This is a genomic window from Methylobacterium oryzae, assembly GCF_021398735.1.
In the GTDB taxonomy this organism is placed as follows: domain Bacteria; phylum Pseudomonadota; class Alphaproteobacteria; order Rhizobiales; family Beijerinckiaceae; genus Methylobacterium.
Genome location: NZ_CP090349.1, coordinates 545786 through 566624, shown reverse-complemented (window position 1 = coordinate 566624; position 20839 = coordinate 545786). Strand labels below are relative to the sequence as shown.

The 20839-nt window shown below is 71.9% G+C and carries 21 protein-coding genes and 1 tRNA gene; 11 read left to right on the top strand and 11 right to left on the bottom strand.

What is annotated here, in order from left to right; genetic code table 11:
- Window positions 1–8: 8 nt before the first annotated feature.
- The 4 genes from LXM90_RS02675 to LXM90_RS02660 form a co-directional block, all read right to left on the bottom strand.
- A complete protein-coding gene (locus LXM90_RS02675) occupies window positions 9–1625 on the bottom strand; it encodes an ABC transporter substrate-binding protein (protein ID WP_234081652.1) in 1617 nt (538 codons plus the stop codon).
- A gap of 312 nt (window positions 1626–1937) precedes the next feature.
- Window positions 1938–5096: a multidrug efflux RND transporter permease subunit gene (locus LXM90_RS02670; RefSeq protein ID WP_234081649.1), complete on the bottom strand. Its 3159-nt coding sequence runs from the start codon at window positions 5094–5096 to the stop codon at window positions 1938–1940.
- Window positions 5097–5114: 18 nt separating this feature from the next.
- Complete coding sequence (locus LXM90_RS02665) at window positions 5115–6395, bottom strand: efflux RND transporter periplasmic adaptor subunit (RefSeq protein ID WP_026604651.1); 1281 nt, start codon at window positions 6393–6395, stop codon at window positions 5115–5117.
- Window positions 6396–6551: 156 nt separating this feature from the next.
- Complete coding sequence (locus LXM90_RS02660) at window positions 6552–6980, bottom strand: hypothetical protein (RefSeq protein WP_020091346.1); 429 nt, start codon at window positions 6978–6980, stop codon at window positions 6552–6554.
- Between the two features lie 280 nt (window positions 6981–7260).
- On the opposite strand from LXM90_RS02660, the gene LXM90_RS02655 reads away from it, so the two are divergent.
- The 3 genes from LXM90_RS02655 to LXM90_RS02645 all read left to right on the top strand — a co-directional run bounded on the left by LXM90_RS02655 (window position 7261) and on the right by LXM90_RS02645 (window position 9267).
- Window positions 7261–7824, top strand: a complete 564-nt coding sequence (locus LXM90_RS02655; RefSeq protein ID WP_020091347.1) for a L,D-transpeptidase — start codon at window positions 7261–7263, stop codon at window positions 7822–7824.
- A 168-nt stretch (window positions 7825–7992) separates the two neighbouring features.
- On the top strand, window positions 7993–8541 hold the full coding sequence (locus LXM90_RS02650) for a formaldehyde-activating enzyme (protein WP_012321386.1): 549 nt from the start codon (window positions 7993–7995) through the stop codon (window positions 8539–8541).
- Window positions 8542–8634: 93 nt separating this feature from the next.
- Window positions 8635–9267, top strand: coding sequence for an outer membrane protein (locus tag LXM90_RS02645; protein ID WP_020091348.1), 633 nt, complete (start codon window positions 8635–8637; stop codon window positions 9265–9267).
- 50 nt (window positions 9268–9317) lie between these two features.
- Here LXM90_RS02645 and LXM90_RS02640 read toward each other — a convergent pair whose 3' ends face one another.
- Together LXM90_RS02640 and LXM90_RS02635 are read right to left on the bottom strand one after the other, a co-directional pair.
- Window positions 9318–10361, bottom strand: a complete 1044-nt coding sequence (locus LXM90_RS02640; RefSeq protein ID WP_020091349.1) for a MaoC family dehydratase — start codon at window positions 10359–10361, stop codon at window positions 9318–9320.
- A 12-nt stretch (window positions 10362–10373) separates the two neighbouring features.
- Window positions 10374–10676, bottom strand: a complete 303-nt coding sequence (locus LXM90_RS02635) for a YggT family protein (RefSeq protein ID WP_020091350.1) — start codon at window positions 10674–10676, stop codon at window positions 10374–10376.
- A gap of 123 nt (window positions 10677–10799) precedes the next feature.
- On the opposite strand from LXM90_RS02635, the gene LXM90_RS02630 reads away from it, so the two are divergent.
- Window positions 10800–10875: transfer RNA gene (locus LXM90_RS02630), tRNA-Ala, on the top strand.
- A gap of 270 nt (window positions 10876–11145) precedes the next feature.
- Complete coding sequence (locus LXM90_RS02625; protein ID WP_103985951.1) at window positions 11146–12474, top strand: alpha-amylase family glycosyl hydrolase; 1329 nt, start codon at window positions 11146–11148, stop codon at window positions 12472–12474.
- A 53-nt stretch (window positions 12475–12527) separates the two neighbouring features.
- Here LXM90_RS02625 and LXM90_RS02620 read toward each other — a convergent pair whose 3' ends face one another.
- Window positions 12528–12911, bottom strand: coding sequence for a hypothetical protein (locus LXM90_RS02620; protein WP_020096299.1), 384 nt, complete (start codon window positions 12909–12911; stop codon window positions 12528–12530).
- A 383-nt stretch (window positions 12912–13294) separates the two neighbouring features.
- The gene (locus tag LXM90_RS02615) at window positions 13295–13714 is read right to left on the bottom strand and encodes an RNA polymerase subunit sigma-70 (RefSeq protein ID WP_234081646.1); all 420 of its coding nucleotides are present in this window, start codon (window positions 13712–13714) and stop codon (window positions 13295–13297) included.
- A gap of 260 nt (window positions 13715–13974) precedes the next feature.
- On the opposite strand from LXM90_RS02615, the gene LXM90_RS02610 reads away from it, so the two are divergent.
- The 6 genes from LXM90_RS02610 (at window position 13975) to LXM90_RS02585 (ending at window position 18072) form a co-directional block, all read left to right on the top strand.
- Window positions 13975–15435 carry a helix-turn-helix transcriptional regulator gene (locus LXM90_RS02610; protein WP_205833901.1) on the top strand — a complete coding sequence of 487 codons (1461 nt, stop codon included), beginning with the start codon at window positions 13975–13977 and terminating at the stop codon, window positions 15433–15435.
- A 95-nt stretch (window positions 15436–15530) separates the two neighbouring features.
- Complete coding sequence (locus LXM90_RS02605; protein ID WP_020096302.1) at window positions 15531–15701, top strand: CsbD family protein; 171 nt, start codon at window positions 15531–15533, stop codon at window positions 15699–15701.
- Window positions 15702–15791: 90 nt separating this feature from the next.
- Window positions 15792–16295 (top strand): CsbD family protein, encoded by a 504-nt coding sequence (locus LXM90_RS02600; protein WP_020096303.1) that lies wholly within the window; start codon window positions 15792–15794, stop codon window positions 16293–16295.
- 77 nt (window positions 16296–16372) lie between these two features.
- Window positions 16373–17296, top strand: a complete 924-nt coding sequence (locus tag LXM90_RS02595; RefSeq protein WP_020096304.1) for a hypothetical protein — start codon at window positions 16373–16375, stop codon at window positions 17294–17296.
- 97 nt (window positions 17297–17393) lie between these two features.
- Window positions 17394–17597, top strand: coding sequence for a CsbD family protein (locus tag LXM90_RS02590; RefSeq protein WP_020096305.1), 204 nt, complete (start codon window positions 17394–17396; stop codon window positions 17595–17597).
- A gap of 79 nt (window positions 17598–17676) precedes the next feature.
- Window positions 17677–18072: a CsbD family protein gene (locus LXM90_RS02585; protein WP_020096306.1), complete on the top strand. Its 396-nt coding sequence runs from the start codon at window positions 17677–17679 to the stop codon at window positions 18070–18072.
- A 138-nt stretch (window positions 18073–18210) separates the two neighbouring features.
- Here LXM90_RS02585 and LXM90_RS02580 read toward each other — a convergent pair whose 3' ends face one another.
- Genes LXM90_RS02580 through bktB form a run of 3 tightly spaced genes read right to left on the bottom strand, consistent with a single transcriptional unit; the run spans window position 18211 to window position 20773 of the window.
- Window positions 18211–18540, bottom strand: coding sequence for a DUF6285 domain-containing protein (locus LXM90_RS02580; protein WP_091683258.1), 330 nt, complete (start codon window positions 18538–18540; stop codon window positions 18211–18213).
- On the bottom strand, window positions 18537–19577 hold the full coding sequence (locus tag LXM90_RS02575) for a phosphotransferase family protein (RefSeq protein ID WP_205833903.1): 1041 nt from the start codon (window positions 19575–19577) through the stop codon (window positions 18537–18539). The genes LXM90_RS02580 and LXM90_RS02575 overlap by 4 nt, the downstream gene beginning before the upstream one ends.
- A gap of 17 nt (window positions 19578–19594) precedes the next feature.
- The gene (gene bktB, locus LXM90_RS02570) at window positions 19595–20773 is read right to left on the bottom strand and encodes a beta-ketothiolase BktB (RefSeq protein WP_205833904.1); all 1179 of its coding nucleotides are present in this window, start codon (window positions 20771–20773) and stop codon (window positions 19595–19597) included.
- Window positions 20774–20839 lie beyond the last annotated feature (66 nt).

Here is a 20839-nt window from a genome sequence, read left to right as displayed (position 1 = left end):
CCCGGCCCCTACTGCGGGTCCTTCGACACCCAGTAGAGCAGCAGCAGGTTGTCGGCGCGCTGCGTCAGGTGGACCTTCTTGGAGACGCCCCAGGCCAGCGCCTGCTGGTGCAGCGGGATGTAGCCCCAGTCGGCGTTGAGGACGTCGAAGCCCTCCTTGATCAGGGCGTCGCGCTTGGTCTTGTCGGTCTCGGATTCGACCTTGTCGGCGATCGCGTCGATCTTCGGGTCGCAGTAGCCGGCGAGGTTCCAGCTGCCCCGGCCCGACTTGTCGCCGGGCTTCCGGCAGCCGACGATCTCGTAGAGGATGTTGTGGCTGTCCAGTGAGGACGGGGTCCAGCCCAGCAGGTAGAACGAGGTGTCGTAGGCAGGCGCCAGCACCTTGGCGAAGTACTTGGCCTTCGGCTGGGCGTTCAGGTTCACCTTGACGTTGATGCGGGCCAGCATCGAGACCACCGCCTGGCAGATCGCCTCGTCGTTGACGTAGCGGTCGTTCGGGCAATCCATGGTCAGCGAGAACCCGTCCGGGTAGCCCGCCTGGGCCATCAGCTCCTTGGCCTTCTTGAGGTCGGTGGCCGGGCGCTTGAACTCGGCGCCGCGGTCGTAGAGGGCCGGGGCGATCATCAGCGCGGAGGGCACCGCCTGCCCGCGCATCACGCGCTTGGCGATCGTGTCCTCGTCGATGGCGAGGTAGAAGGCCTCGCGCACCTTGATGTCCTTGAACGGGTTCTTGCCCTTGACGCTGGAATCCTTCAGCTCGTCCCGGTCCTGGTCCATGCCGAGGAAGATCGTGCGCAGCTCAGGTCCCGCCATCACGGTGGCGGTGCCGCTGGCGTTGACCCGCTGCTGGTCCTGCAGCGGCACCGGGTCGATCCAGTCGACCTCGCCGGAGAGGAGCGCGGCGACGCGGGTCGCCGGGTTGGCGATGGTGGTCAGCACCGCCTCGTCGAGGTTCGACTCGACCGTGCCCCAGTAGCCGTCGAATTTCTTGAAGACGGTCTTCACGCCGGGCTGGTGCTCGGTGATCACGAACGGGCCGGTCCCGTTCTCGTGCAGCGTGGCGTAGCTCGGGCTGGTGGCGCTGGGCGGCGTCGGCTGCACGACGCCGTTCTTCTCGGACCACGCCTTCGACATGATCACCCAGGTCGGGAACTGGGCGATGGCGATCGGGTTCGGCTTCTTCAGCACCATGTCGACGGTGAAGTCGTCGACCTTCACGAACTCGGCGTCGGCGGGCACGTTGGTGGTGAAGTTCGAGCCCGGGGCGCGGACGCGCTGGGCGGAGAAGATCACGTCGTCGGCGGTGAACGGCGAGCCGTCGTGAAACTTCACGTTCTTGCGCAGGTGGAAGCGCCAGCGGGTCGGCTCGGGCGTCTCCCAGGATTCGGCGAGGCCGGGGGCGAATTTCAGGTTCTTGTCGAGGGTGACGAGGGACTCGTAGGCCGCCTGCTGCATCCCTTCCGTGAAGCTCTCCTTGAGGGAGTACGGGTCGAGGGATTTCAGGTCACCCTGGAAGGCGAAGCGGAAGACGTTGGCGGCCTGCGCGGGCAGCGCGGCGAACGCGAACGTCGCGACCGTGCTCGCGGCCACGCCGCGGGCGAGGGTCTTCAGGGCTGAGCGGGACAAGCGGATCTCCGAGACCGTGAATGCGCCACCGGCCGGCTGCCCCGGCGGTGTCCACCGCGGCGTCAGCAAGCATCGGACCATCTGTATACAAGACGAGGGCCGAGCCTGTCGCGGGGGCGCGACATCTCGTGTCTTCCGAAGCGCGTTCCGAAGCGCGTTTTCCCCGCTTCATCCCCGTTACAGAATCGCGGCTTAGACGCGCCCCGTCTTGGCGAGCGCACCGAAGCCATCCAGGGCGGCGCCGCGCGACGGCGCGCTGCCCTGGGTCACGTCGCTCCGCTCGCGATGACGGAGCGCGCGGCCGGCGCCGGCCTACTCGGCCGCTACCCGCGCCGGCTCGTGCCGCGTCTCGGCCTCCGCCACCTCGCCCTCCGCCACCGCCTTGCGCCGGAACAGGCGCATGACGACGACGAAGAAGACCGGCACGAAGAACACCGCCAGCACGGTCGCGGTGATCATGCCGCCCATCACGCCGGTGCCGATCGCCTGCTGGCTCTTCGAGGCGGCGCCGGTGGCGATGGCCAGCGGCACCACGCCGAAGATGAAGGCGAGCGAGGTCATCACGATCGGCCGGAACCGGAGCGTCGCCGCCTCGACCGCGGCCCGCACCACGGAGGTGCCGGGCTTCCAGAGGTCCTTGGCGAACTCCACGATCAGGATCGCGTTCTTGGCCGAGAGGCCGATGATCGTGATCAGCCCGATCTTGAAGTACACGTCGTTGGGCATGCCGCGCAGGTACACGGCCGCCACCGCGCCGATGACGCCGAGCGGGATGACCAGCATCACCGAGACCGGGATCGCCCAGCTCTCGTAGAGCGCGGCGAGGCACAGGAACACGATCAGCACCGACAGGGCGAGCAGCAGGCTCGCCTGGCTGCCCGCCTGCTTCTCCTGGTAGGACTGACCCGTCCAGGCGTAGCCGAAGCCCTTCGGCAGTTGCAGCATCAGCCGCTCCATCTCGGCGATGGCGTCGCCCGACGTGTAGCCGGGGTTCGGCTCGCCGGTGAAGCGCACCGACTGGTAGCCGTTGAAGCCGACGATCTGGCTCGGCCCCATGCTCCATTTCAGCTCCGCGAAGGACGACATCGGCACCATCGTGTTGGTGGCGTTCTTCACCGCGTAGTTGAGGATGTCCGACGCGTTCATGCGCTGGAGCTGCTCGGCCTGCACGTAGACCCGCTGCATCTTGCCCCGGTTGGGGAAGTCGTTCGGGTAGACCGAGCCGAGGTTGAGCTGGATCGTGTTGTTGATGTCCTCGAACTTCACGCCGAGCGCGGCCGCCTTCTCGCGGTCGATCACCAGCTCCGCCTGCGGGGTCGGCGGCAGGCCCTCGATCTTCACCTTCTGGAGAACCGGGCTCTGCGAGGCCAGCTTCAGGAGCTGTTCCTGGGCCGACAGCAGGGCCGCGTAGCCGCGGTTGGCCCGGTCCTGCAGGCGGAACGAGAAGCCCGCCGCGTTGCCGAGGTTGTCGACCGGCGGCGGCTCCTGCGCGTCCACCGTGGCGTCGCGGTACGTGGCGAGGGCCGCGTTGGTGCCGGCCACGAGCGCGGCGGCCGAGTTCTTGGCGTCGCGCTGGCTCCACGGCTTGAGGGTGACGAAGGCCTGGCTGGTGCTCGGGGCCTGCCCCGAGAACGAGAAGCCGTTGAGCATCGTCACGGTGGCGACGCCGGGCTGCGCCAGCAGGTGCTCCTCGACCTTGCGCACCGCCTCCTGGGTGCGGTTGTAGGAGGCACCCGGGGGCGTCTGGATGTCGACCGTGAAGAAGCCCTGGTCCTCGACCGGCAGGAAGCCCTCCGGCAGGTTGACGAAGGCGTAGGCCGTGCCCGCCACCAGCGCGACGTAGACCAGCATCACCCGGCCGGACTTCCGGATGAACGCCGCGGTGCCGCGGCCGTAGCGGGCGGTCTCGCGATCGACGAAGCGGTTGAACATCCCGAACACGCCGCCCTTGGCGTGGCCGTGGCCCTTCTCGATCGGCTTCAGGAAGGTCGCGCAGAGCGCCGGCGTCAGCGACAGGGCGAGCAGCGCCGAGAACGCGATGGAGGTCACCATCGCGATCGAGAACTGCCGGTAGATGATGCCCACCGAGCCGGGGAAGAACGCCATCGGGATGAACACGGCGATCAGCACCAGGGTGATGCCGATGATCGCGCCGGTGATCTGCCCCATGGCCTTCTTGGTGGCCTCCTTGGGGGGCAGCCCCTCCTCGTTCATGATCCGCTCGACGTTCTCCACCACCACGATGGCGTCGTCGACCAGGATGCCGATGGCCAGCACCATGCCGAACATGGTGAGCACGTTCACCGAGAAGCCCGAGATCCACATCACCGTGACCGTGCCCATGAGAGCGATCGGCACCACGATGGTGGGGATCAGGGTGTAGCGGATGTTCTGCAGGAACAGGAACATCACGAGGAAGACCAGCACCACCGCCTCGACCAGCGTGTGCAGCACCTTCTCGATGGAGGCCTCCACCGCCGGGGTGATGTCGTAGGGGATGTCCCATTTCAGGTCCGGCGGGAAGAACTGGGACAGCTCCACCATCTTGGCGCGGATCGCCTTGGCGGTCTCGAGCGCGTTGCCGTCCGGGGCGAGCGTCACCGAGATGCCGGCGGCGGGGCCGCCGTTGAGGCGCGTGGAGAACTGGTAGGCGTCGCCGCCGAGCTCGATCCGGGCGACGTCGCGCAGGCGCACGTTCGAGCCGTCGGGATTGGCCCGCAGCACGATGGCGCCGAACTCCTCGATCGTGCCGAGCTGGCCCTTCACGATGATCGGCACGGTGAGCGCCTGCCGGGTCGGGCTCGGCTGCGCGCCGACCGAGCCTGAGGCGACCTGGACGTTCTGGTTGCGGATCGCGTCGGTGACGTCCGAGGCGCTGAGCGAGAGGCCGCGCAGCTTGTCGGGATCGACCCAGACGCGCAGCGACCGCTCCGTCGAGTAGAGCGTCGCGCGGCCGACGCCGGGGATGCGGCGGATCTCGTTGATGACGTTGCGGATCAGGAAGTCGCCGAGGCCGACCTCGTCCATCGACCCGTCCTTGGAGACCAGGGTGATGATGTTGAGGGTCGCGGCCGAGGCCTCCTCCACGAGGATGCCCTGCTGGCGCACCTCGGCCGGGAGACGCGCCTCCACGCGCTTCAGCCGGTTCTGCACCTCGACCGAGGCGAGCGACGGGTCGGTGCCGGGCTGGAAGGTGGCGGTGATGTTGACCGAGCCGAACGAGTCGGTGGTCGATTCGAAGCTCATGATGTTGGCGGCGCCGTTCAGCTCATCCTCGATGAGCCGGGTGGTGCCGATGTAGAGGCTCTCCACGGAGGCGCCCGGATAGGCCGTGGACAGGGCGATGGAGGGCGGGGCGATCACCGGGTACTGCGCCACCGGCAGGTTCGGGATGGCGAGCGCGCCGCCGAGGCAGATGAACAGCGCCACCACCCAGGCGAAGACCGGGCGGTCGATGAAGAAGCGTGCCATGATCGGGCTCTCCCGGACTCAGTGGCGCTGCTGGACGGCGGCGGCCCGCGGGGTGACCTCCGCCTTGTCGCCCGGCACGTCGGGCGCCTCGTCGGTGTCGTGCTTCGGTCCGGTCTCGCCGTGGACCGGGGTCTGGTCGAGGGGCTTCACCTTGGCGCCGACGGTGATCTTCTGGAAGCCGTCGATGATGACGCGCTCGCCGGCCTTGAGGCCCGAGCGGATCAGCCAGTTCTGCCCGACCACCGGCCCGACCTCGACGGGCTGGCGCATCACGGTCTCGTCGGCGCGCACGATCCAGACCTCGGCGCGGCCGTCGTCGGTGCGCTGGATCGCCTGCTGCGGCACCGCGATCGCGTCGGAATCGATGCCCTGCTTGATCCGCGCCCGCACGTACATGCCGGGGAACAGCTCGTCGTGCGGGTTCGGGAACTGCACCCGCAGCGTCACCTGGCCGGTGCTCGGGTCGGCGGTGACGTCCGAGAACAGCAGCCGGCCCGCCAGCGGGTAGAGGGAGCCGTCATCCATGATCAGGTGGACGTTGGCGGTGTTGTCCTCCAGCCGCGCCAGCTCGCCGCTCGCGAGGTCCCGGCGCAGGCGGTTCAGCTCGCCGACCGACTGGGTGATGTCGACGTAGATCGGGTCGAGCTGCTGGATCGTGGCGAGCGCGCCCGTAGAGCCCGGCTCGATCAGCGTGCCCTCGGTGAGCAGCGCCCGGCCGATGCGGCCGGTGATCGGCGCGCGCACGTCGGTCCAGCCGAGGTTGAGCTGCGCGCGGTCGCGGGTCGCCTTGGCGCCGGCCACCTCGGCCTCCGCCTGCTTCTTGGCCGCGAAGGCGGCGTCGTACTGCGCCTGGCTCGCGGTGGCGCGGGAGAGCAGCTGCTCGAGCCGGTCGGCCTGCTGGCGGGCGAGCACCAGGGCGGCCTCCTGGCGGGCGAGGGCCGCCTCGGCGCTGGCGAGCTCGACCTCGTAGGGTGCCGGGTCGATCTTGTAGAGGATGTCGCCCTCCTTGACCTGGCTGCCCTGCTCGAAGAGCCGCTTGACCACGAGCCCGGAGACCCGGGAGCGGACCTCGGCGATGCGCATCGGCGCGACGCGGCCCGGCAGGTCGCGCAGGTAGGGGATCGCCTGGGGCTCCACCTTGACGAACCCGACCTCCGGCACCGGCGGGGCCGGCGCGGCGACCTGCTTCGGGTTGCAGGCGGCGACACCCAGCAGGAGCAGGGCCGCGGGCAGGAGGGCGGTCGCGCGGGCCGAGGCGCGGAACGACGACGGGATTCTGGCGGACAAAGTGCGGGTCACGATTACCGACGCTCCTGAAAGCATGCGTCTGCTGAGGCTGGCGCGGAGCGTGGGCCCGCGCATCGTCGAGTCAGATCCCGGGACCGGTCACGAGGCCGGTCGGACGAAGATCAGGACGGGCGCGCCATCATGCCGGCCGCGAGACCGGCGCGCGCGTCAGGCCCGGCGTGGAGGCCGGTGCGGCGAACCGTCCGGCGCGGAGGCCGGTACGCTGTCGGACCTGTAGTCGAACGATGCGTTGACAGTGTGACGGGGGCGCGGCGCGTCGACCGGCGGGCGCGGCAGCCCCAGTTCGGTGAGGATCTCGCTGTCGGCGGCGCAGAGATCGGTGCGGCCGAAGACCGAACGCTTGGCCTCGGACCGCTTAGCCTCGGGCTGCGCGTCCGGCGTGCCGGACAGGATCGTCAGGCGCGGGCTCGCGATGGCGCAGGCCGGGCCCTCCGGGCGCGCGGCCTCGGCCCGCGCGGGCGCAGCCACCAGCGCGGCCGTCGCGAGCACGAGCAGCGCCAGCGCGGCGAGGCCCCGGGCGAGGCGGTCCGGCAGGCCCGCGGCGCGGCGGGTCAGGAGAGCGGCGGATCGGATCACGAGTCTGAGATAAGCACGGCGGTCGCCGCGCGCAATCACCCACGGCGTCGCGCCACCCGCCCAGTGTTGCGCGCAGCACACAGCTGCGCCCGGAAGTGGCCATACCGGCGGCCCGGCCTCAACCTTGCCGTGAAGTCCGGGCCGGCTCGCCCCATGCGCGCAGGGGTTCCGCGCGGGCTTGGCCGAGATCTGCGAAGACCCGCCGAGATCCGCGAAGACCCGCGAAGACCCGCGAAGACCCGCGAGTCCCCGCGCCGCGACGAACGGAGGACGGAAGACCATGGCGAGACGGATCGCGCTACTCGGGCTCGCGGGCCTGCTGCTCGGGAGCGCCCCGGCGGCGGCCGCCAACCCGCTGGACAGGGGTCCGATCGCGGACTTCCTCAACATCTTCCGCAGCCAGGCGATCCCGCGCGAGACGGTGGCGTGGACCGGCAAGGAGAAGCCCGGCACCATCGTGGTCTCGACCCGCCAGCGCCGACTCTACTACGTGCTCGGCGGCGGCGCGGCGGTCCGCTACGGCGTGGGCGTCGGGCGGCAGGGCTTCTCGTGGTCCGGCACCAAGACCGTCACCATGAAGAAGGAGTGGCCGGACTGGCGCCCGCCGCAGCAGATGCTGGCCCGCCGCCCCGACCTGCCGCGGTACATGGCCGGCGGCCAGGACAACCCGCTGGGCGCCCGCGCCCTCTATCTCGGCTCGTCGCTCTACCGCATCCACGGCTCGAACGAGCCCGAGACGATGGGCGCGGCGGTCTCGTCCGGCTGCATCCGCATGACCAACAAGGACGTGACCGACCTCTACGACCGGGTCCGCGTCGGCACCAAGGTCATCGTGCGCGACTGACCGGGCGGGCGGCCGCGACGGCCGCCCCCCTCCGGCCGCCCCCTCCTCCCGCGCCGCGGAGCCGCAGCCGGTGGCGTGCGCCCGCCCGCGTCGACAGGCGCGGCGGGCCGGTGTTAGGAGCCGCGCCGTCGGGCAGAGCCGGATCGCCCGACCGCCACGAGGGACAGCATGAACGAGCGCATCATCCTGCGGGCCGGCGAGGCCCTGGTCGCGGGCGGGCCGCCCAACACCGCCTCCGAGCCCGAGGTCATCATCGGCGAGCTCGACGGGCCGGTCGGCACCGCCCTGGCCACGCTGACCGGCGATCAGGTCGTCGGCCACAGCCGCGTCTTCGCCCTGCTCAACACCGACATCATGGTCCGCCCGGTCACCCTGTGCGTGTCCAAGGTCAGTGTCACCGAGAGCAAGTACACCTCGATCCTGATGGGCACCGTCCAGTTCGCCATCGCCAACGGCGTGCTGGACGCCGTGCGCGCCGGCTACATCCCCAAGCACAAGGCCAACGACCTCGGCATCATCTGCTCGGTCTGGCTCAGCCCCGGCGTCATCGAGGCCCAGCACGTCGACCACAAGGCGCTGTTCGACATCCAGCGCCGGGGCATGACCGAGGCGATCCGCAAGGCCATGACCAACGAGCCCTCGATCGACTGGCTCCTCGAGAACCAGGACAAGATCACCCACAAGTACTACCAGATGGGCCTCGACGGAAAAATCTGAGCGCCCGGTCAGCGGCGGGCGGGGCGCGCACGATCCCGCGGGCGGCCACGGCCAAGCCTGTCGCGATCCGGTGCCTTCGGGTAGGATGGCGGCATGAGCAGACGCGCCGATTCCCGTCCGTTCCGCCGCCTCGCGGCCGGCCTCGTGCTCGGGGCCTGCTGGCTCCCGGCCGGTCCCGCCGCCGCCCAGGCGCTGTTCTGGCCGTCCATCGGCTTCGCGCCGCTGCCCTCCTTCGCGTGGCCGCAGATGCCCGAGGACGCGTACGGCCGCTGGACCGGCTCCTACGCCCGCCTGTCGACCGGCTACGCGGTCAGCACGTCCCGGCATCTCGGCAGCTATTCGGGACCGACCATCGGGTTCGAGGGCGGCCGGATGTGGCAGGAGGGCCCGATCCTCTACGGCATCAGCGGCGGGTTCGACTATCTCGCCGGCCTCGGCGGCAACCTCACGCCGGGCTACGGGCGGCTCGCCTATTCCAACGACTTCGCCGGATCCCTGGAGGTGAAGGTCGGCACCCTCGTCGCGCCGGACGTGCTGGTCTACGCCAAGACCGGCGCCCTGGCCCTGCACCAGACGCTGCGCGTCGGGCCGACCCCGGGGTCGCTGCCGTTCGCGCGCCAGGACATCGCGGTCCGGCCGGTGGCCGGCGTGGGCGTCGAGTGGGCGGTCACGGACCGCCTGTCGCTGGCGGTCGAGGCGGGCGTGGTCGGCGGCGGGATCCGCTGAGGCGCGCCCCCGCCGGCCTCGCCGAGCGGTGCCGTCCGGGGCGCGGCCGCCTATTTCGGCACGAACGCCCAGTAGTCGAGGTCGAGGATCACCGCCGGGTCGTAGCCGTCGCCGGCGCGGTCCGGGAAGGCGCCGCAGGGCTGGTTCTTGGTGGCGACCGTCCGCAGGCGCAGGAGCCCGACATCGTCGCGGCCGACATCGGCGGTCGCCAGCACCTCGCTCCAGGCATAGACCGTGTCGCCGGCGAAGAGCGGCGCCACGTGGCGGCCGGCGTTGATGCCCGCGAGGGCGAAGGCGTTGCCGAGCCCGTTGAAGCTCAGCGCCCGCGCCAGCGAGATCACGTGGCCGCCGTAGATCAGGCGCCGGCCGAAGCGGGTGTCCTTGGCGGCCAGCCCGTCGAAATGCACCTTGGCGGTGTTCTGGAACAGGCGCGTGGCGATCTGGTGCTCGGCCTCCTCGACGGTCATGCCGTCGACGTGGTCGATCTTCTCACCCACCGTGTAATCCGCGAAGCGGTGCGGGCTGCCGGCGAGGTCGGTATCGTAGGCGGCGGCCGAGAGCTTCGGCAGCGCGCCCGCGAGGTCCTGCGGGTCGACCACCTTGGCGAGGCTCGGCACGTGCTCCTCGGCGATCGCCGCCTCGGGGTCGCGCTTGCGCACGAGCACCCAGCGGCAATAGCTCAGCACGGTCTCGCCGCGCTCGTCGGAGCCCACCGAGCGGACGTAGACCACGCCGGTCTGCCGGTTCGAGCTCTCCTTGAGGCCGATCACCTCCGACACGGTGGAGAGCGTCTCGCCCGGGTAGACCGGCCGCCGGAACCCGCCCTCGGCGTAGCCGAGATTGGCCAGCGCGTTGAGGGAGACGTCCGGGACGGTCTTGCCGAACACCATGTGGAAGGTGAGCAGGTCGTCGAGCGGGCTCTTCGGGTAGCCGATGGCCCGGGCGAAGGCGTCCGACGACTGCACGGCGAAGCGCGGCCCGTAGAGGCCCGTGTACAGCGCCACGTCGCCCACCGTCACGGTGCGCGGGGTGGCGTGGCGGATGGTCTCGCCGAGGCGGAAATCCTCGAAGAAGCGGCCAGGATTCGTCTTCACGGGCGTTCGACCCTACTGCGTGTAAACGTAAGCTGCGGGCACGGCGTATTCATGCAGCAGACGGCTGATGAACAGCAGCAGCAAGATGAGGATGATCGGCGAGATGTCGACGCCCCCGAGATTGGGCAGCAGGTTGCGGATCGGCCGCAGCACCGGCTCGGTCAGCCGGTAGAGCACCTCGCCGATCTGCGCGACGATCGGGTTGCGCACGTTCACCACGTTGAACGCGACGAGCCAGCTGAGAACCGCGCTTGCGATGAGGACGTAGATGAAAAGCTGGACGACCGTGTCGAAGAGCCAGATCAGGGCGTTCATGCGGGTCCGCGCGTATCCTTCGGGCCGCCCGCACCCCAGCGCCGGAGCGGCGCGCGGCGGGCGACGTTGAAACAGGGAATTGACAGGCTGAGCCGCCCGCGCCTACAAGGCCGGCGCCTCGACGGGGCTGTAGCTCAGATGGGAGAGCGCCGCAATCGCACTGCGGAGGTCAGGGGTTCGAATCCCCTCAGCTCCACCAGGCTTTCCTGGTGACAAGACAGCGTCCCGGTTCCGCAGCGATAGCGCTGGCGCGGCCGGGACTTAGCGCCGGTCCGCGGAGATCTCTTCCCGCCCCGCGCCACCTGCCCGATCCCACATCCCGACCCGTGACCGCGCCCCGCCCCAGATCTTGGTCCGGGCTGCCCGGGGATCCCCCGCCGCGAGCCGAGGCCGCGTCCGGGCCGGCGGCGAGCCTGCAACCATCGCGGCGCGGCAGGGTTCGGTCCCGATCGGAGACGGAGGAGGTCGCGTGGCGTCCTGGATCGAACAGGCAGTCTGGTGGCAGGTCTTTCCCCTCGGCTTCGTCGGAGCCCCCGACGAAGCCGATCCGGCCGCACCGGTCACGCACCGCCTCGCCCACCTGCACGGCTGGCTCGACTACGCGGTCGAGCTCGGCGCGTCCGGGCTGGCGCTCGGGCCGATCTTCGCGGCCTCCACGCACGGCTACGACACGATCGACCATTTCCGCATCGACCCGCGCCTCGGCGACGAGGCCGATTTCGACGCCCTGGTCGCGGCGGCCCGGGCCCGCGGCCTCCGCGTCCTGCTCGACGGCGTGTTCAACCATGTCGGGCGGGCGCACCCGGCCTTCCAGGACGTCCTGCGGCACGGGCCCGAATCCGAGCGGGCCGGCTGGTTCCGGCTGTCCTGGCCGCGGGGCTCCGGCCCGGGCATCGAGCCGGACTACGCCTGCTTCGAGGGACACCGGCAGCTCGTCACGCTCAACCACGACGACCCGCGCGTCGCTGACCACGTCGCCGCCGTCATGGGCCACTGGCTCGCCCGGGGCGCCGACGGCTGGCGGCTGGACGCGGCCTACGCGGTGCCGCCGCGCTTCTGGGCGCGCGTGCTGCGGCAGGTCCGCCTCGCGCATCCGGAGGCCTACATCGTCGGCGAGGTGATCCACGGCGACTACGCCCGCATCGTGCAGGACACCGGCATGGATTCGGTGACCCAGTACGAGCTCTGGAAGGCGATCTGGAGCGCCCTCAACGATCGCAACCTGTTCGAGCTGGCCCACGCCCTGGACCGGCACAACGGCCTTCTCGACAGGTTCGCGCCCCTGACCTTCGTGGGCAACCACGACGTGACGCGCATCGCGAGCCGGCTCACCGACGAGCGGCACCTGCCGCACGCGCTGGCGATCCTGCTGACCTGCGGCGGGACGCCCTCGATCTATGCCGGCGACGAGCAGGCCTTCCGCGGCGTGAAGGAGGAGCGGGTCGGCGGCGACGACGCTATCCGGCCGGCCTTCCCGCCGACGCCCGCGGATCTCGCTCCCTACGGCTGGCCGATCTACCGGCTGCACCGGGACCTGATCGCCCTCCGGCGGCGCCACGCCGGACTCCACCGCGCGCGGGCGCGGGCGCTGCACCTCGCCAACGCGCAGATCGTGCTCGCGCTGGGCGACGGGAGCGCGCGGGTGCTGACGGCCCTGAACCTCGCCGACGCGGACGCGACGCTGCCGGTGCCGGAAGCCCGGGCGATCGAGGCCGGCACCGGCGATCTCGCCGAGGCCGGCAGCACCGGCGCCCGCGTGACCCTTCCGGCCCACGGCTGGGCCGTCCTGACCGTGTGACCGCCGCGCCTCGGCCGGAAAGGGGCCGGAAAGAGGCCGACCGCCCGCTCTCCCTAGCCGGTGCGGCGGGCCGTCCAGCGCCCCGCGCAGGCACCGAGCCCGGACAGCGTCCAGCGGCCGGTCCCGGCGGACCCGCGCAGGCGGCCCGTGACCGAGACGCTGGCCAGCCCCTTGCGGATCGTGCCGGTGATCCGGCCGTCCGGCCCTGCCCGGCCGGAGGCGTCGACGCCGTTGCCGCCGACGTCGTCCACGGTCCCGTCCCGGATCACGATGGGATAGCTGTAGGGCCCCGTGCAGCTCCCGCTCTCCGCGGTGGCGATGACCGACCATGACCCGTCGAACCGGTTGGCCGCGGAGGCTCCCGTCGCGGCGCAGACGGTCGTGCAGGCGGTCAGGATCAGGGCGGGCGCGAGCCGTGCGGCGCGAAGTCGGGTCATCGTCTCCTCAGTGATGGTCTCGGATCTCGGATGGGATTCCTCCGTGCCGGGGGGATCCGTCGCGCGGCACGGCGCGCGGGCGGACCGTCAGTCGGTGCGGTCGCACGACGGAGCGTCGGGAGCCGGAGCACGGGGTGAAAGGGCAACGGGCCGGACGCGCGCCGGGAGCGGCGCGGGCGCCCGGCCTCGCGGCCGTGCCGGACAAGAGGGCCATCCGCCCGGCACAACCTCGGGAAAGGGGCGCGGAACCCGGCGGCGCCCGACGGCGCACGGCGCGTTCCACGACCGCGATATGGGGCCTAACACATTCGTGGGAATGAGATATTTTTACCAGTACGCCGTGTTTCTCACCGGCTCCGCGGGATGCCACGCGCCGACATGTCTCAGCGGGCCATCCCGGCAGACACGCCGTTCCGCGACAGGCCGGTCGGCCCGGCGCGGCCGCCCGCGGGGCGGCTGCGCAGGAACGTGTCGAGCCATGCGGGCATCCCGGTTCCAGGCCGGAACGCCGCCCGGCGCTCCCAGGCCTTCAGGAGGGTGAGCCGGACGAGGTCGTCCCCCTGGACATCGCCCGCGATGGCGTCGCGGGTCAGCATCAGCGCGCGGCGGCGCAGGTCCGGCACGGCGTCGACCAGCGCCGCCCCGAAGCCGACCGGGACCTGCCCCTCGGCCTCCGCGGCGTCCGCGGCCTCCGACAGGCGGTCGAGCAGGCGTCTTAGACGCGAATTTTCCTCAAGTTCTGCAACTTCTGGAAAATTCTCGCGCCGACTCGTACATGATGTCGCACCCGGGGCGGAGATCACGTCCCCGTGTTCCGCGGTCCCCCGCACTAGTCGGTCAATATCCTGCACGGTCGGCATGGCCACGTCTTCTGGGAAGGGGGGCCGAGAGCGCGCGGGAACGGCGTCGCGGCGTTGCGAGCATTTATCTTTGGCTCAAAACGCCCGCGTCAATGGTGCGCGTATACCAGGAAAATAACTTAGATGAGGGAACCGGCTTGTGCGCAACCCGTTTGTGCCCCGCTGCCGACAGGGCAGTGACCGCGTGAAGGGGTGCAGAAGCTGTGACGGCGGGCGTCGACAGGCATGAGCTCCGGCAGATCATCGCCGGCCTGAGCGAGGGCGTGATCCTGGTCGAGCCCGACCAGACCATCGCCTACGCCAACGCGGCCGCCCTGGCGATGCACGGTGCCGAGAGCCTCGACGAGCTCGGCCCAACCGTCGACGCCTATCGCGACCGCTTCTGCCTCCGATACCGCAACCATATCACGCCCAACCAGTACCCGATCGAGCGCGTGATCGCCGGCGAGCGCTTCCACGACGTGGTGGTCGAGGTGCGGCGGGCCGACAAGCCCGACATGGACTTCGTGCACTCGCTGCGCAGCCTCGTGGCCACGGACCGCGACGGCAACCCGAGCTGCCTCGCGCTGATCCTGAAGGACGTCTCCGACCAGTTCGAGGCCGAGGAACGGTTCGAGCGCACCTTCAACGCCAACCCGGCCCCGGCCGTGATCACGCGGCTGTCCGACCTGCGCCACGTCAAGGTCAATCACGGCTTCCTGGAGATGACCGGCCACACCCGCGACGCCGTCATCGGCCGCAGCGTCTACGAGGTCGACGTCCTGGCCGGCGCGCGCAACCGCGACCTCGCCGTCGCGCGGCTCAACGCGGGCGGCACGATCCCGCAGATGGAGGCCTGCCTCGACCTGCCCGACGGCGGGAGCCGCTTCGTGATCGTCGCCGGGCAGCCGATCGAGATGGGCGACGAGCCCTGCATGCTGTTCACCTTCGCGGACCTGGAACTGCGCCGGAAGGCCGAGGCCGCCCTGCGCCAGAGCGAGGAGCGCTTCGCCAAGGCGTTCCGGATGACGCCGATCCCGACCGTGCTGGTGCGGGCCGAGGACGGCCAAGTCACGGGCGTGAACGAGGCGTTCAGCCGGGTCTTCGGCCTGGGCGGGGACCGCGTCGTCGGCCGCTCGCTGGAGGAGGCCGGCCTGTGGGTCGCCGAGAAGCAGCGCCTGCAGGTCGAGGCCGCCCTGGAGCGGCAGGGCTACGTGCTGGGTCTCGAGGTGTGCCTGCGCCACGAGAGCGGCGCGAACCTCGACTGCCTGGTCTCGGCCGAGCGGGTCGAGATCAACGAGACGGCCTTCGTTCTGCTGGTGCTGCAGGACATCACCGCGCGCAAGCACTCGGAGCGGGAGCTGTTCGACGCGATCGAGACGGTGATGGCCGACACGTCGTGGTTCAGCCGCGGGCTGATCGAGAAGCTGGCGAACCTGCGCCGGCCGGCCCGGGAGGGCGGCGACGCGGCGGCGCCGAGCCTGACCGTTCGCGAGCGCCAGATCCTCAACCTGATCTGCGCGGGGCTCGGCGACGACGCGATCGCGCGCAAGCTCGGGCTGTCGCGCAACACGGTGCGCAATCACGGCGCCGCCCTGTACCGCAAGATCGGCATCCACAAGCGCAGCGAGGCAGTCGTTTGGGGGCGCGAGAACGGCTTTCCCCTGAACATCTCTGACGGATGAATACCGCCATACTGGTACAACTAAACCATTGATCCGGCGCGCCCGGCGTACATCTTCCGCTCGGCAAGGGTTTTCTCACGCATGACGAGGCGCCCATGACCGAAGACAGGAAGACACCGTCCGCCGAGCACCTCAAGGGCTCGGTGAAGGAGGCCATCGGCAAGCTGACCGGCGATGCCCGGACGGAGACCGAGGGCCGGCGCCAGAAGCGCGACGCGCCCGGATCGAAGGCCGGCTCCGGGCCCGCGGGCTCCGGCCCGCGCTGACGGACGTCACCCGGCGCCTCACGGTGAGGCGCCCCCACCACGAGCGCGATCGCGGAGGCGGTCGCCGACGCGACGACGAAGGAGAACGACATGGTCGATACCAATCGGATCACGGGCGCGGCCCGGGAACTCGGCGGCAAGGTGCAGGGCGCGTTCGGCGACCTGACCGGCTCGCGGCGGGACTCGGTCGAGGGCCGCGCCCGCGAGGCCGCCGGACAGGCCGAGACCCTCTACGGCCAGGCCAAGGACACCGTGCGCGACGCGGCCGACCACGTGGCCGACGCGGCCCGCGACTTCGGTGGTCGGGTTCGCGACGCCGTCGACGATCTCGGGGCCGACGACGTCGAGGCCCGCGCCCGCCGCGCCCAGGGCGCCGCGCAGGACCAGTACGCCCGCGCCGAGCGCGGCGTCCGCCACGCCGCCGAGGAGGCGTACGACTACGCCGAGGACGCCTACGCGCGCGGCAGCCACGCCCTGCGCCGCGGCACCCGCGAGGTCGGCCAGCAGGTCGCCGAGTACCCGCTCGCCGCCCTGCTCATCGCCGGCATCGCGGGCTTCGGCCTCGGCCTGCTCGTCAGCGCCCGCCGCGACTGAGCCGCGTCCCGGCCGCCCCTGGGCCGTCCGGGCCGGCGGCCCCACGAATTTCAGCGATCCACCACCGGAGTGACAGCGTGACCACCATCCAGACCGTTGCAACGCCCCTCGCGCCGGACGCGCACGCCGACACGCGCGCCGTCCTGCTCAACCAAGTCTCCTGGGGCGCCATCTTCGCCGGCGCCGTGACCGCGCTGGTCACCCAGGTGATCATCAACCTCGTCGGCGTCGGCGTCGGGCTGGCCTCGGTCGGCACGACCGCCGCCGACAATCCCTCCGCCTCCACCGTCTCGATGGGTGCGGGCGCGTGGTTCGTCGCCTCGGGCCTCGTCGCCTCGCTGGCCGGCGGCCTCATTGCCGGGCGGCTCTCGGGCAAGGCCCTTCCGGGTGCGGCCGCCCTGCACGGGCTGGTCTCCTGGGCGGTCACCACCCTGGTGGTGCTGTACATGCTGACCTCGGCCGCCAGCGGCCTGGTCGGCGGCACGCTCGGCACCGTCTCGAGCGCGCTCGGCGGCGCCGGCAACCTCGTCGGCGGCACGGTGCAGACCGCCGCCCAGGCGGCGGCGCCGTCGCTGTCGAAGATCTCGAACCCGCTCGACGGCATCGAGGACAAGGTCCGCCAGCAGGCCGCCGGCCAGGACCCGCAGGCCGCCAAGGACGCGGCCGTGGCGGCGGTGAAGGCGGTCCTGACCGGTGACCCGGCCCAGAAGGAGCAGGCCAAGACCCGCGCCGCCGACGCCCTGGCCAAGGCGCAGGGCATCACGCCGGATCAGGCCAAGGCGCAGATCGACGACTACCAGAAGCAGTACGAGCAGGCGGTGGCCAGCGCCAAGCAGAAGGCCGAGGCCGCTGCCGTGACGGCGAAGTCGGCGGCCACGCAGGGCGCGTTCTACGCCGCGCTGGCGCTGATCCTGGGTGCGCTGGCGGCGTATGTCGGCGGCCGGATGGGCGCGCCCAAGCCCGCGACCCTGCTCGGCGCCTACGAGACCCGGCGCGTCTGACACCTCCCTCTGACACCTTCACCGGCCCCCGCGTCGATCGCGGGGGCCACCACCGGCCGGGGAGACCGGCCTCACCAGCGAAGCAGGAGCACACGCGATGAGCAGCACGACCGACAAGATCAAGGGCCTGGCCAACGAGGCGGTGGGCAACGTCAAGCAGGCGGCCGGCAAGGCGACGGGCAACGACAAGCTGGTGGCCGAGGGCAAGGCGCAGGAGCTGAAGGGCGAGGCGCAGAAGACCGTCGGCGACGTCAAGGACGGCGCCAAGTCCGTCGCCGACAAGATCACCGGCAAGCACTGATCCGTCCCGCGGCGCCGGCTCCCCGGCGCCGCCGCCCCCGCCGAGGCGGGGCTCCATTCCCCGACACCAGGAGAGCTGCATGAACCGCGACCAGATCCGCGGCGCGTCCCGCCACCTCAAGGGCCGCGCCCAGACCGCCCTGGGCGGCCTGACCGGTGACCCGGCCCGCCAAGTGCGCGGCGCCGTCAATCAGGTGGCCGGCGGCGCGCAGTACGCCTACGGCCGCGCCCGCGACCGCGCCGAGGACCTCGCGGAGGACCTGGCGGAGGACAGCCGCCATCTGGCCGAGGCCGCCCGGAGGCGGGCCGACCACCTGATCGACGAGGGCCGGGACCGCGCCCGGGACGCGCGCCGCCGCGGCGCCGATTACGGCCGGCAGGCGATCCGCACGGCCGACGCCAACCGCACCAACACCCTGCTGGGCCTGGCCGCCGTCGCTTTCGCGGCGGGATGGCTCGTCCGCCGCACGCGCTGACGGAGGTTTTACCGATGCTGCGCAAGCTCCTGACGGCCTTCATCGTGCCGAAGCTCATCGCCTATCTCGGGCGCCGCTACGACCGACGCCGGGGCACCGGCCGCACCTACTGACGCCCGGATCCGGAGCCCGGGATCGCTAGCCCGGGGCCTTCCAGATGCCGGCGGCGATCCGTGTCGTCTCGACGAGCGCGGCGTGGAGCGCCGCGTCCCCGTCGCGCCGGCCGGCGCGGATCGCCGCGACCAGCTCGGCCGGCGATCCGGCGCCGCCCAGCGCCCGCTCCCAGGCCCCGGCCGCCGCGCCCGCCTGCGCGATCTCCCGCATGACCACGCCCATCGCGTTGGCGGCCATCAGCAGGACGTAGCGCTGGCGCCCCGACAGGGCCGGCGCGACCTCGTCGAGGAGGCTCTGCCGGGCGACCGACAGGAGGGCGGCGCCCGCGGGCGCGTCCGGGAAGGATTCGCTCATCGGGCTCCCCACCGCTCGGGTGCGGTCTCGCGCAGGATCGCGGCCTCGAGTTCGGGCACCATCCGGCCGGTCAGCGCCAGCTCCAGCGACGTCTCCTGACCGGAGACGTGGCGGTGGCCCTGCTCCAGGGCGATCACCGCCCAGCGCAGATGCGCCATGACCTCCCAGTAGCGCACCGCCTCCGGCTCGATCGCGCGCCCGCTCTCGGCCTCGTAGCCGCGGTAGAAGGCGGCCCGCGGGGCGATGCCCCCGGCCTCCAGGTCGGGCCGGCCGAAGCGCCAGCAGGCGGCGCAGAACCAGCCGATATCCTGGACCGGGTCGCCCCAGCCGGCGAATTCCCAGTCGAGGATCGCCGTCAGGCCCTCGGCATCGACCATGTAGTTGCCGGTGCGGAAGTCGCGGTGGACCAGGACCGGCCGGGGACAGGGCGGCGCGTGGAGCTCGGCCCAGCGCAGGCCCCATTCGAGGGCCGGGCGCGCGGCGCCGATCCCGTCGAGACTCGCCCGGAGCGCGCGGATCTCGGCCAGGGCCGGCTCCGGCTCGGGCGCGCCGAGGAAGGCGAGGTCGTCCGCCGGGGCGGTGCCCGGGCCGGCCGCCGGCAGGATGCCGTGCGTCCGGGCGAGCTCGCGGCCGAGCCGCTCGGCCAAGGCCGCGCGGTCGCCGCCGAGGCTCGTGTCCTTGACCACCCGCGGCCCCAGCCCGATCCCGGAGACGAGGCCCATCAGCGCGAAGGGCGCCCCGACCACCCCCGGATCCGCGCAGAATCCGACCGGCTCCGGCACCCGCACGCCGGCCGCGAAGGCGGCGCGCAGGATCCGGAACTCCTCCGCCCGCGAGCGGCTCGACGCGATGGTGGCGGCCGCGTCCTTGCGCAGGACGAAGCTCCGGGGCGCGCCGTCGACCCGGCACGACAGCATCCAGTTCTCCTGGATCGAGCCGCCGGTCAGCGGCCGGGCGTCGTCGAGCGCGACCGACCCGGTCCCCAGGGTCCGGCCGATCCAGGCGCAGAGCGCCGTCCTCTGATCCGCGTCCAGCATGGTGCCTCAGGGCCGCGTCACGGGACGCGCTCGAGGGCCATGGCGATCCCCTGGCCGCCGCCGATGCACATGGTCACGAGCCCGTAGCGGCCGCCGGTCCGGGCCAGCTCGTAGAGGGCCTTGACGGTGATGATCGCCCCCGTGGCGCCGATCGGGTGGCCGAGGGCGATGGCGCCGCCGTTCGGGTTGACCCTGTCGGGATCGAGGTCGAGGGCGCGGGAGACCGCGCAGGCCTGCGCCGCGAAGGCCTCGTTCGACTCGACGACGTCGAAATCCGCCGCCCGCAGGCCGGTCCGCTCCAGCAGCCGCCGCACCGCCGGCACCGGGCCCATGCCCATCTCGGACGGGTCCACGCCGGCGTGGGCGTAGCCGACGATGCGGGCGAGCGGCGTCGCGCCGTCGCGCGCGGCCCGTGCGGCGCTCGACAGGACGAGGGCCGCCGCGCCGTCGTTCAGCCCCGAGGCGTTGCCGGCCGTGACGCTGCCGGTCTTGGAGAAGGCCGGGCGCAGCTTGGCGAGGTCCTCGGCGGTCGTGGCCTTCGGGTGCTCGTCGGTGTCGAAGGCCACCGTCTCGCGCTTGCGCTGGACCTCGATCGGCAGGATCTGCTCCCGGAACCGGCCCTCGCGGATCGCCCGCGCGGCGCGGGCCTGGCTCTCGGCCGCGAAGGCGTCCTGCGCGTCGCGGGGGACGGCGTAGCGCGCGGCCACGTTCTCGGCGGTGACGCCCATGTGGCCGTTGCCGAACGGGTCGGTCAGCGCGCCGAGCATGTAGTCGACCAGCACGGCGTCGCCCATGCGCGACCCGGTCCGCCCGGTGGTCAGCAGGTGGGGGGCGCGGCTCATGCTCTCGGCGCCGCCGGCCACGGCCGTCTCGGCGTCGCCGAGCAGGATGGACTGCGCGGCCGAGACGATCGCCTGCAGGCCGCTGCCGCAGAGGCGGTTGACCGTCATGGCCGGCACCTCCGCGGGAATCCCGCCCTCCATCGCCGCGACGCGGGCGATGTAGGCGTCCCGGGGCTCGGTCGGGATGACGTTGCCGAGGACCACGTGCCCGACCGTCTCGGGCGCGGTCCCGGCGCGGCGCAGCGCCTCCGCGACGCAGCTTGCGGCGAGGACGGAGGGCGGCGTGCCGGCCAGCGCGCCGCCGAACGTGCCGATCGCGGTGCGCACCGCGCCTGTGATCACGACCTCGGTCATACTCTCGGCTTCCTCTCGGCTTCCCTGTCTGGCTCGGCCTGCCGACGCGCCCCGCGCGGCGGGCGG

What these genes read in the sequence shown, in the direction of transcription:
- LXM90_RS02670 (WP_234081649.1), bottom strand. Translation starts at nt 5,096, where the DNA reads ATGGCACGCTTCTTCATCGACCGCCCGGTCTTCGCCTGGGTGGTGGCG.
- LXM90_RS02590 (WP_020096305.1), top strand. Translation starts at nt 17,394, where the DNA reads ATGAGCAGCACGACCGACAAGATCAAGGGCCTGGCCAACGAGGCGGTG.
- LXM90_RS02600 (WP_020096303.1), top strand. Translation starts at nt 15,792, where the DNA reads ATGGTCGATACCAATCGGATCACGGGCGCGGCCCGGGAACTCGGCGGC.
- LXM90_RS02645 (WP_020091348.1), top strand. Translation starts at nt 8,635, where the DNA reads ATGAGCAGACGCGCCGATTCCCGTCCGTTCCGCCGCCTCGCGGCCGGC.
- LXM90_RS02580 (WP_091683258.1), bottom strand. Translation starts at nt 18,540, where the DNA reads ATGAGCGAATCCTTCCCGGACGCGCCCGCGGGCGCCGCCCTCCTGTCG.
- LXM90_RS02605 (WP_020096302.1), top strand. Translation starts at nt 15,531, where the DNA reads ATGACCGAAGACAGGAAGACACCGTCCGCCGAGCACCTCAAGGGCTCG.
- LXM90_RS02635 (WP_020091350.1), bottom strand. Translation starts at nt 10,676, where the DNA reads ATGAACGCCCTGATCTGGCTCTTCGACACGGTCGTCCAGCTTTTCATC.
- bktB (WP_205833904.1), bottom strand. Translation starts at nt 20,773, where the DNA reads ATGACCGAGGTCGTGATCACAGGCGCGGTGCGCACCGCGATCGGCACG.
- LXM90_RS02620 (WP_020096299.1), bottom strand. Translation starts at nt 12,911, where the DNA reads ATGACCCGACTTCGCGCCGCACGGCTCGCGCCCGCCCTGATCCTGACC.
- LXM90_RS02585 (WP_020096306.1), top strand. Translation starts at nt 17,677, where the DNA reads ATGAACCGCGACCAGATCCGCGGCGCGTCCCGCCACCTCAAGGGCCGC.
- LXM90_RS02655 (WP_020091347.1), top strand. Translation starts at nt 7,261, where the DNA reads ATGGCGAGACGGATCGCGCTACTCGGGCTCGCGGGCCTGCTGCTCGGG.
- LXM90_RS02575 (WP_205833903.1), bottom strand. Translation starts at nt 19,577, where the DNA reads ATGCTGGACGCGGATCAGAGGACGGCGCTCTGCGCCTGGATCGGCCGG.
- LXM90_RS02650 (WP_012321386.1), top strand. Translation starts at nt 7,993, where the DNA reads ATGAACGAGCGCATCATCCTGCGGGCCGGCGAGGCCCTGGTCGCGGGC.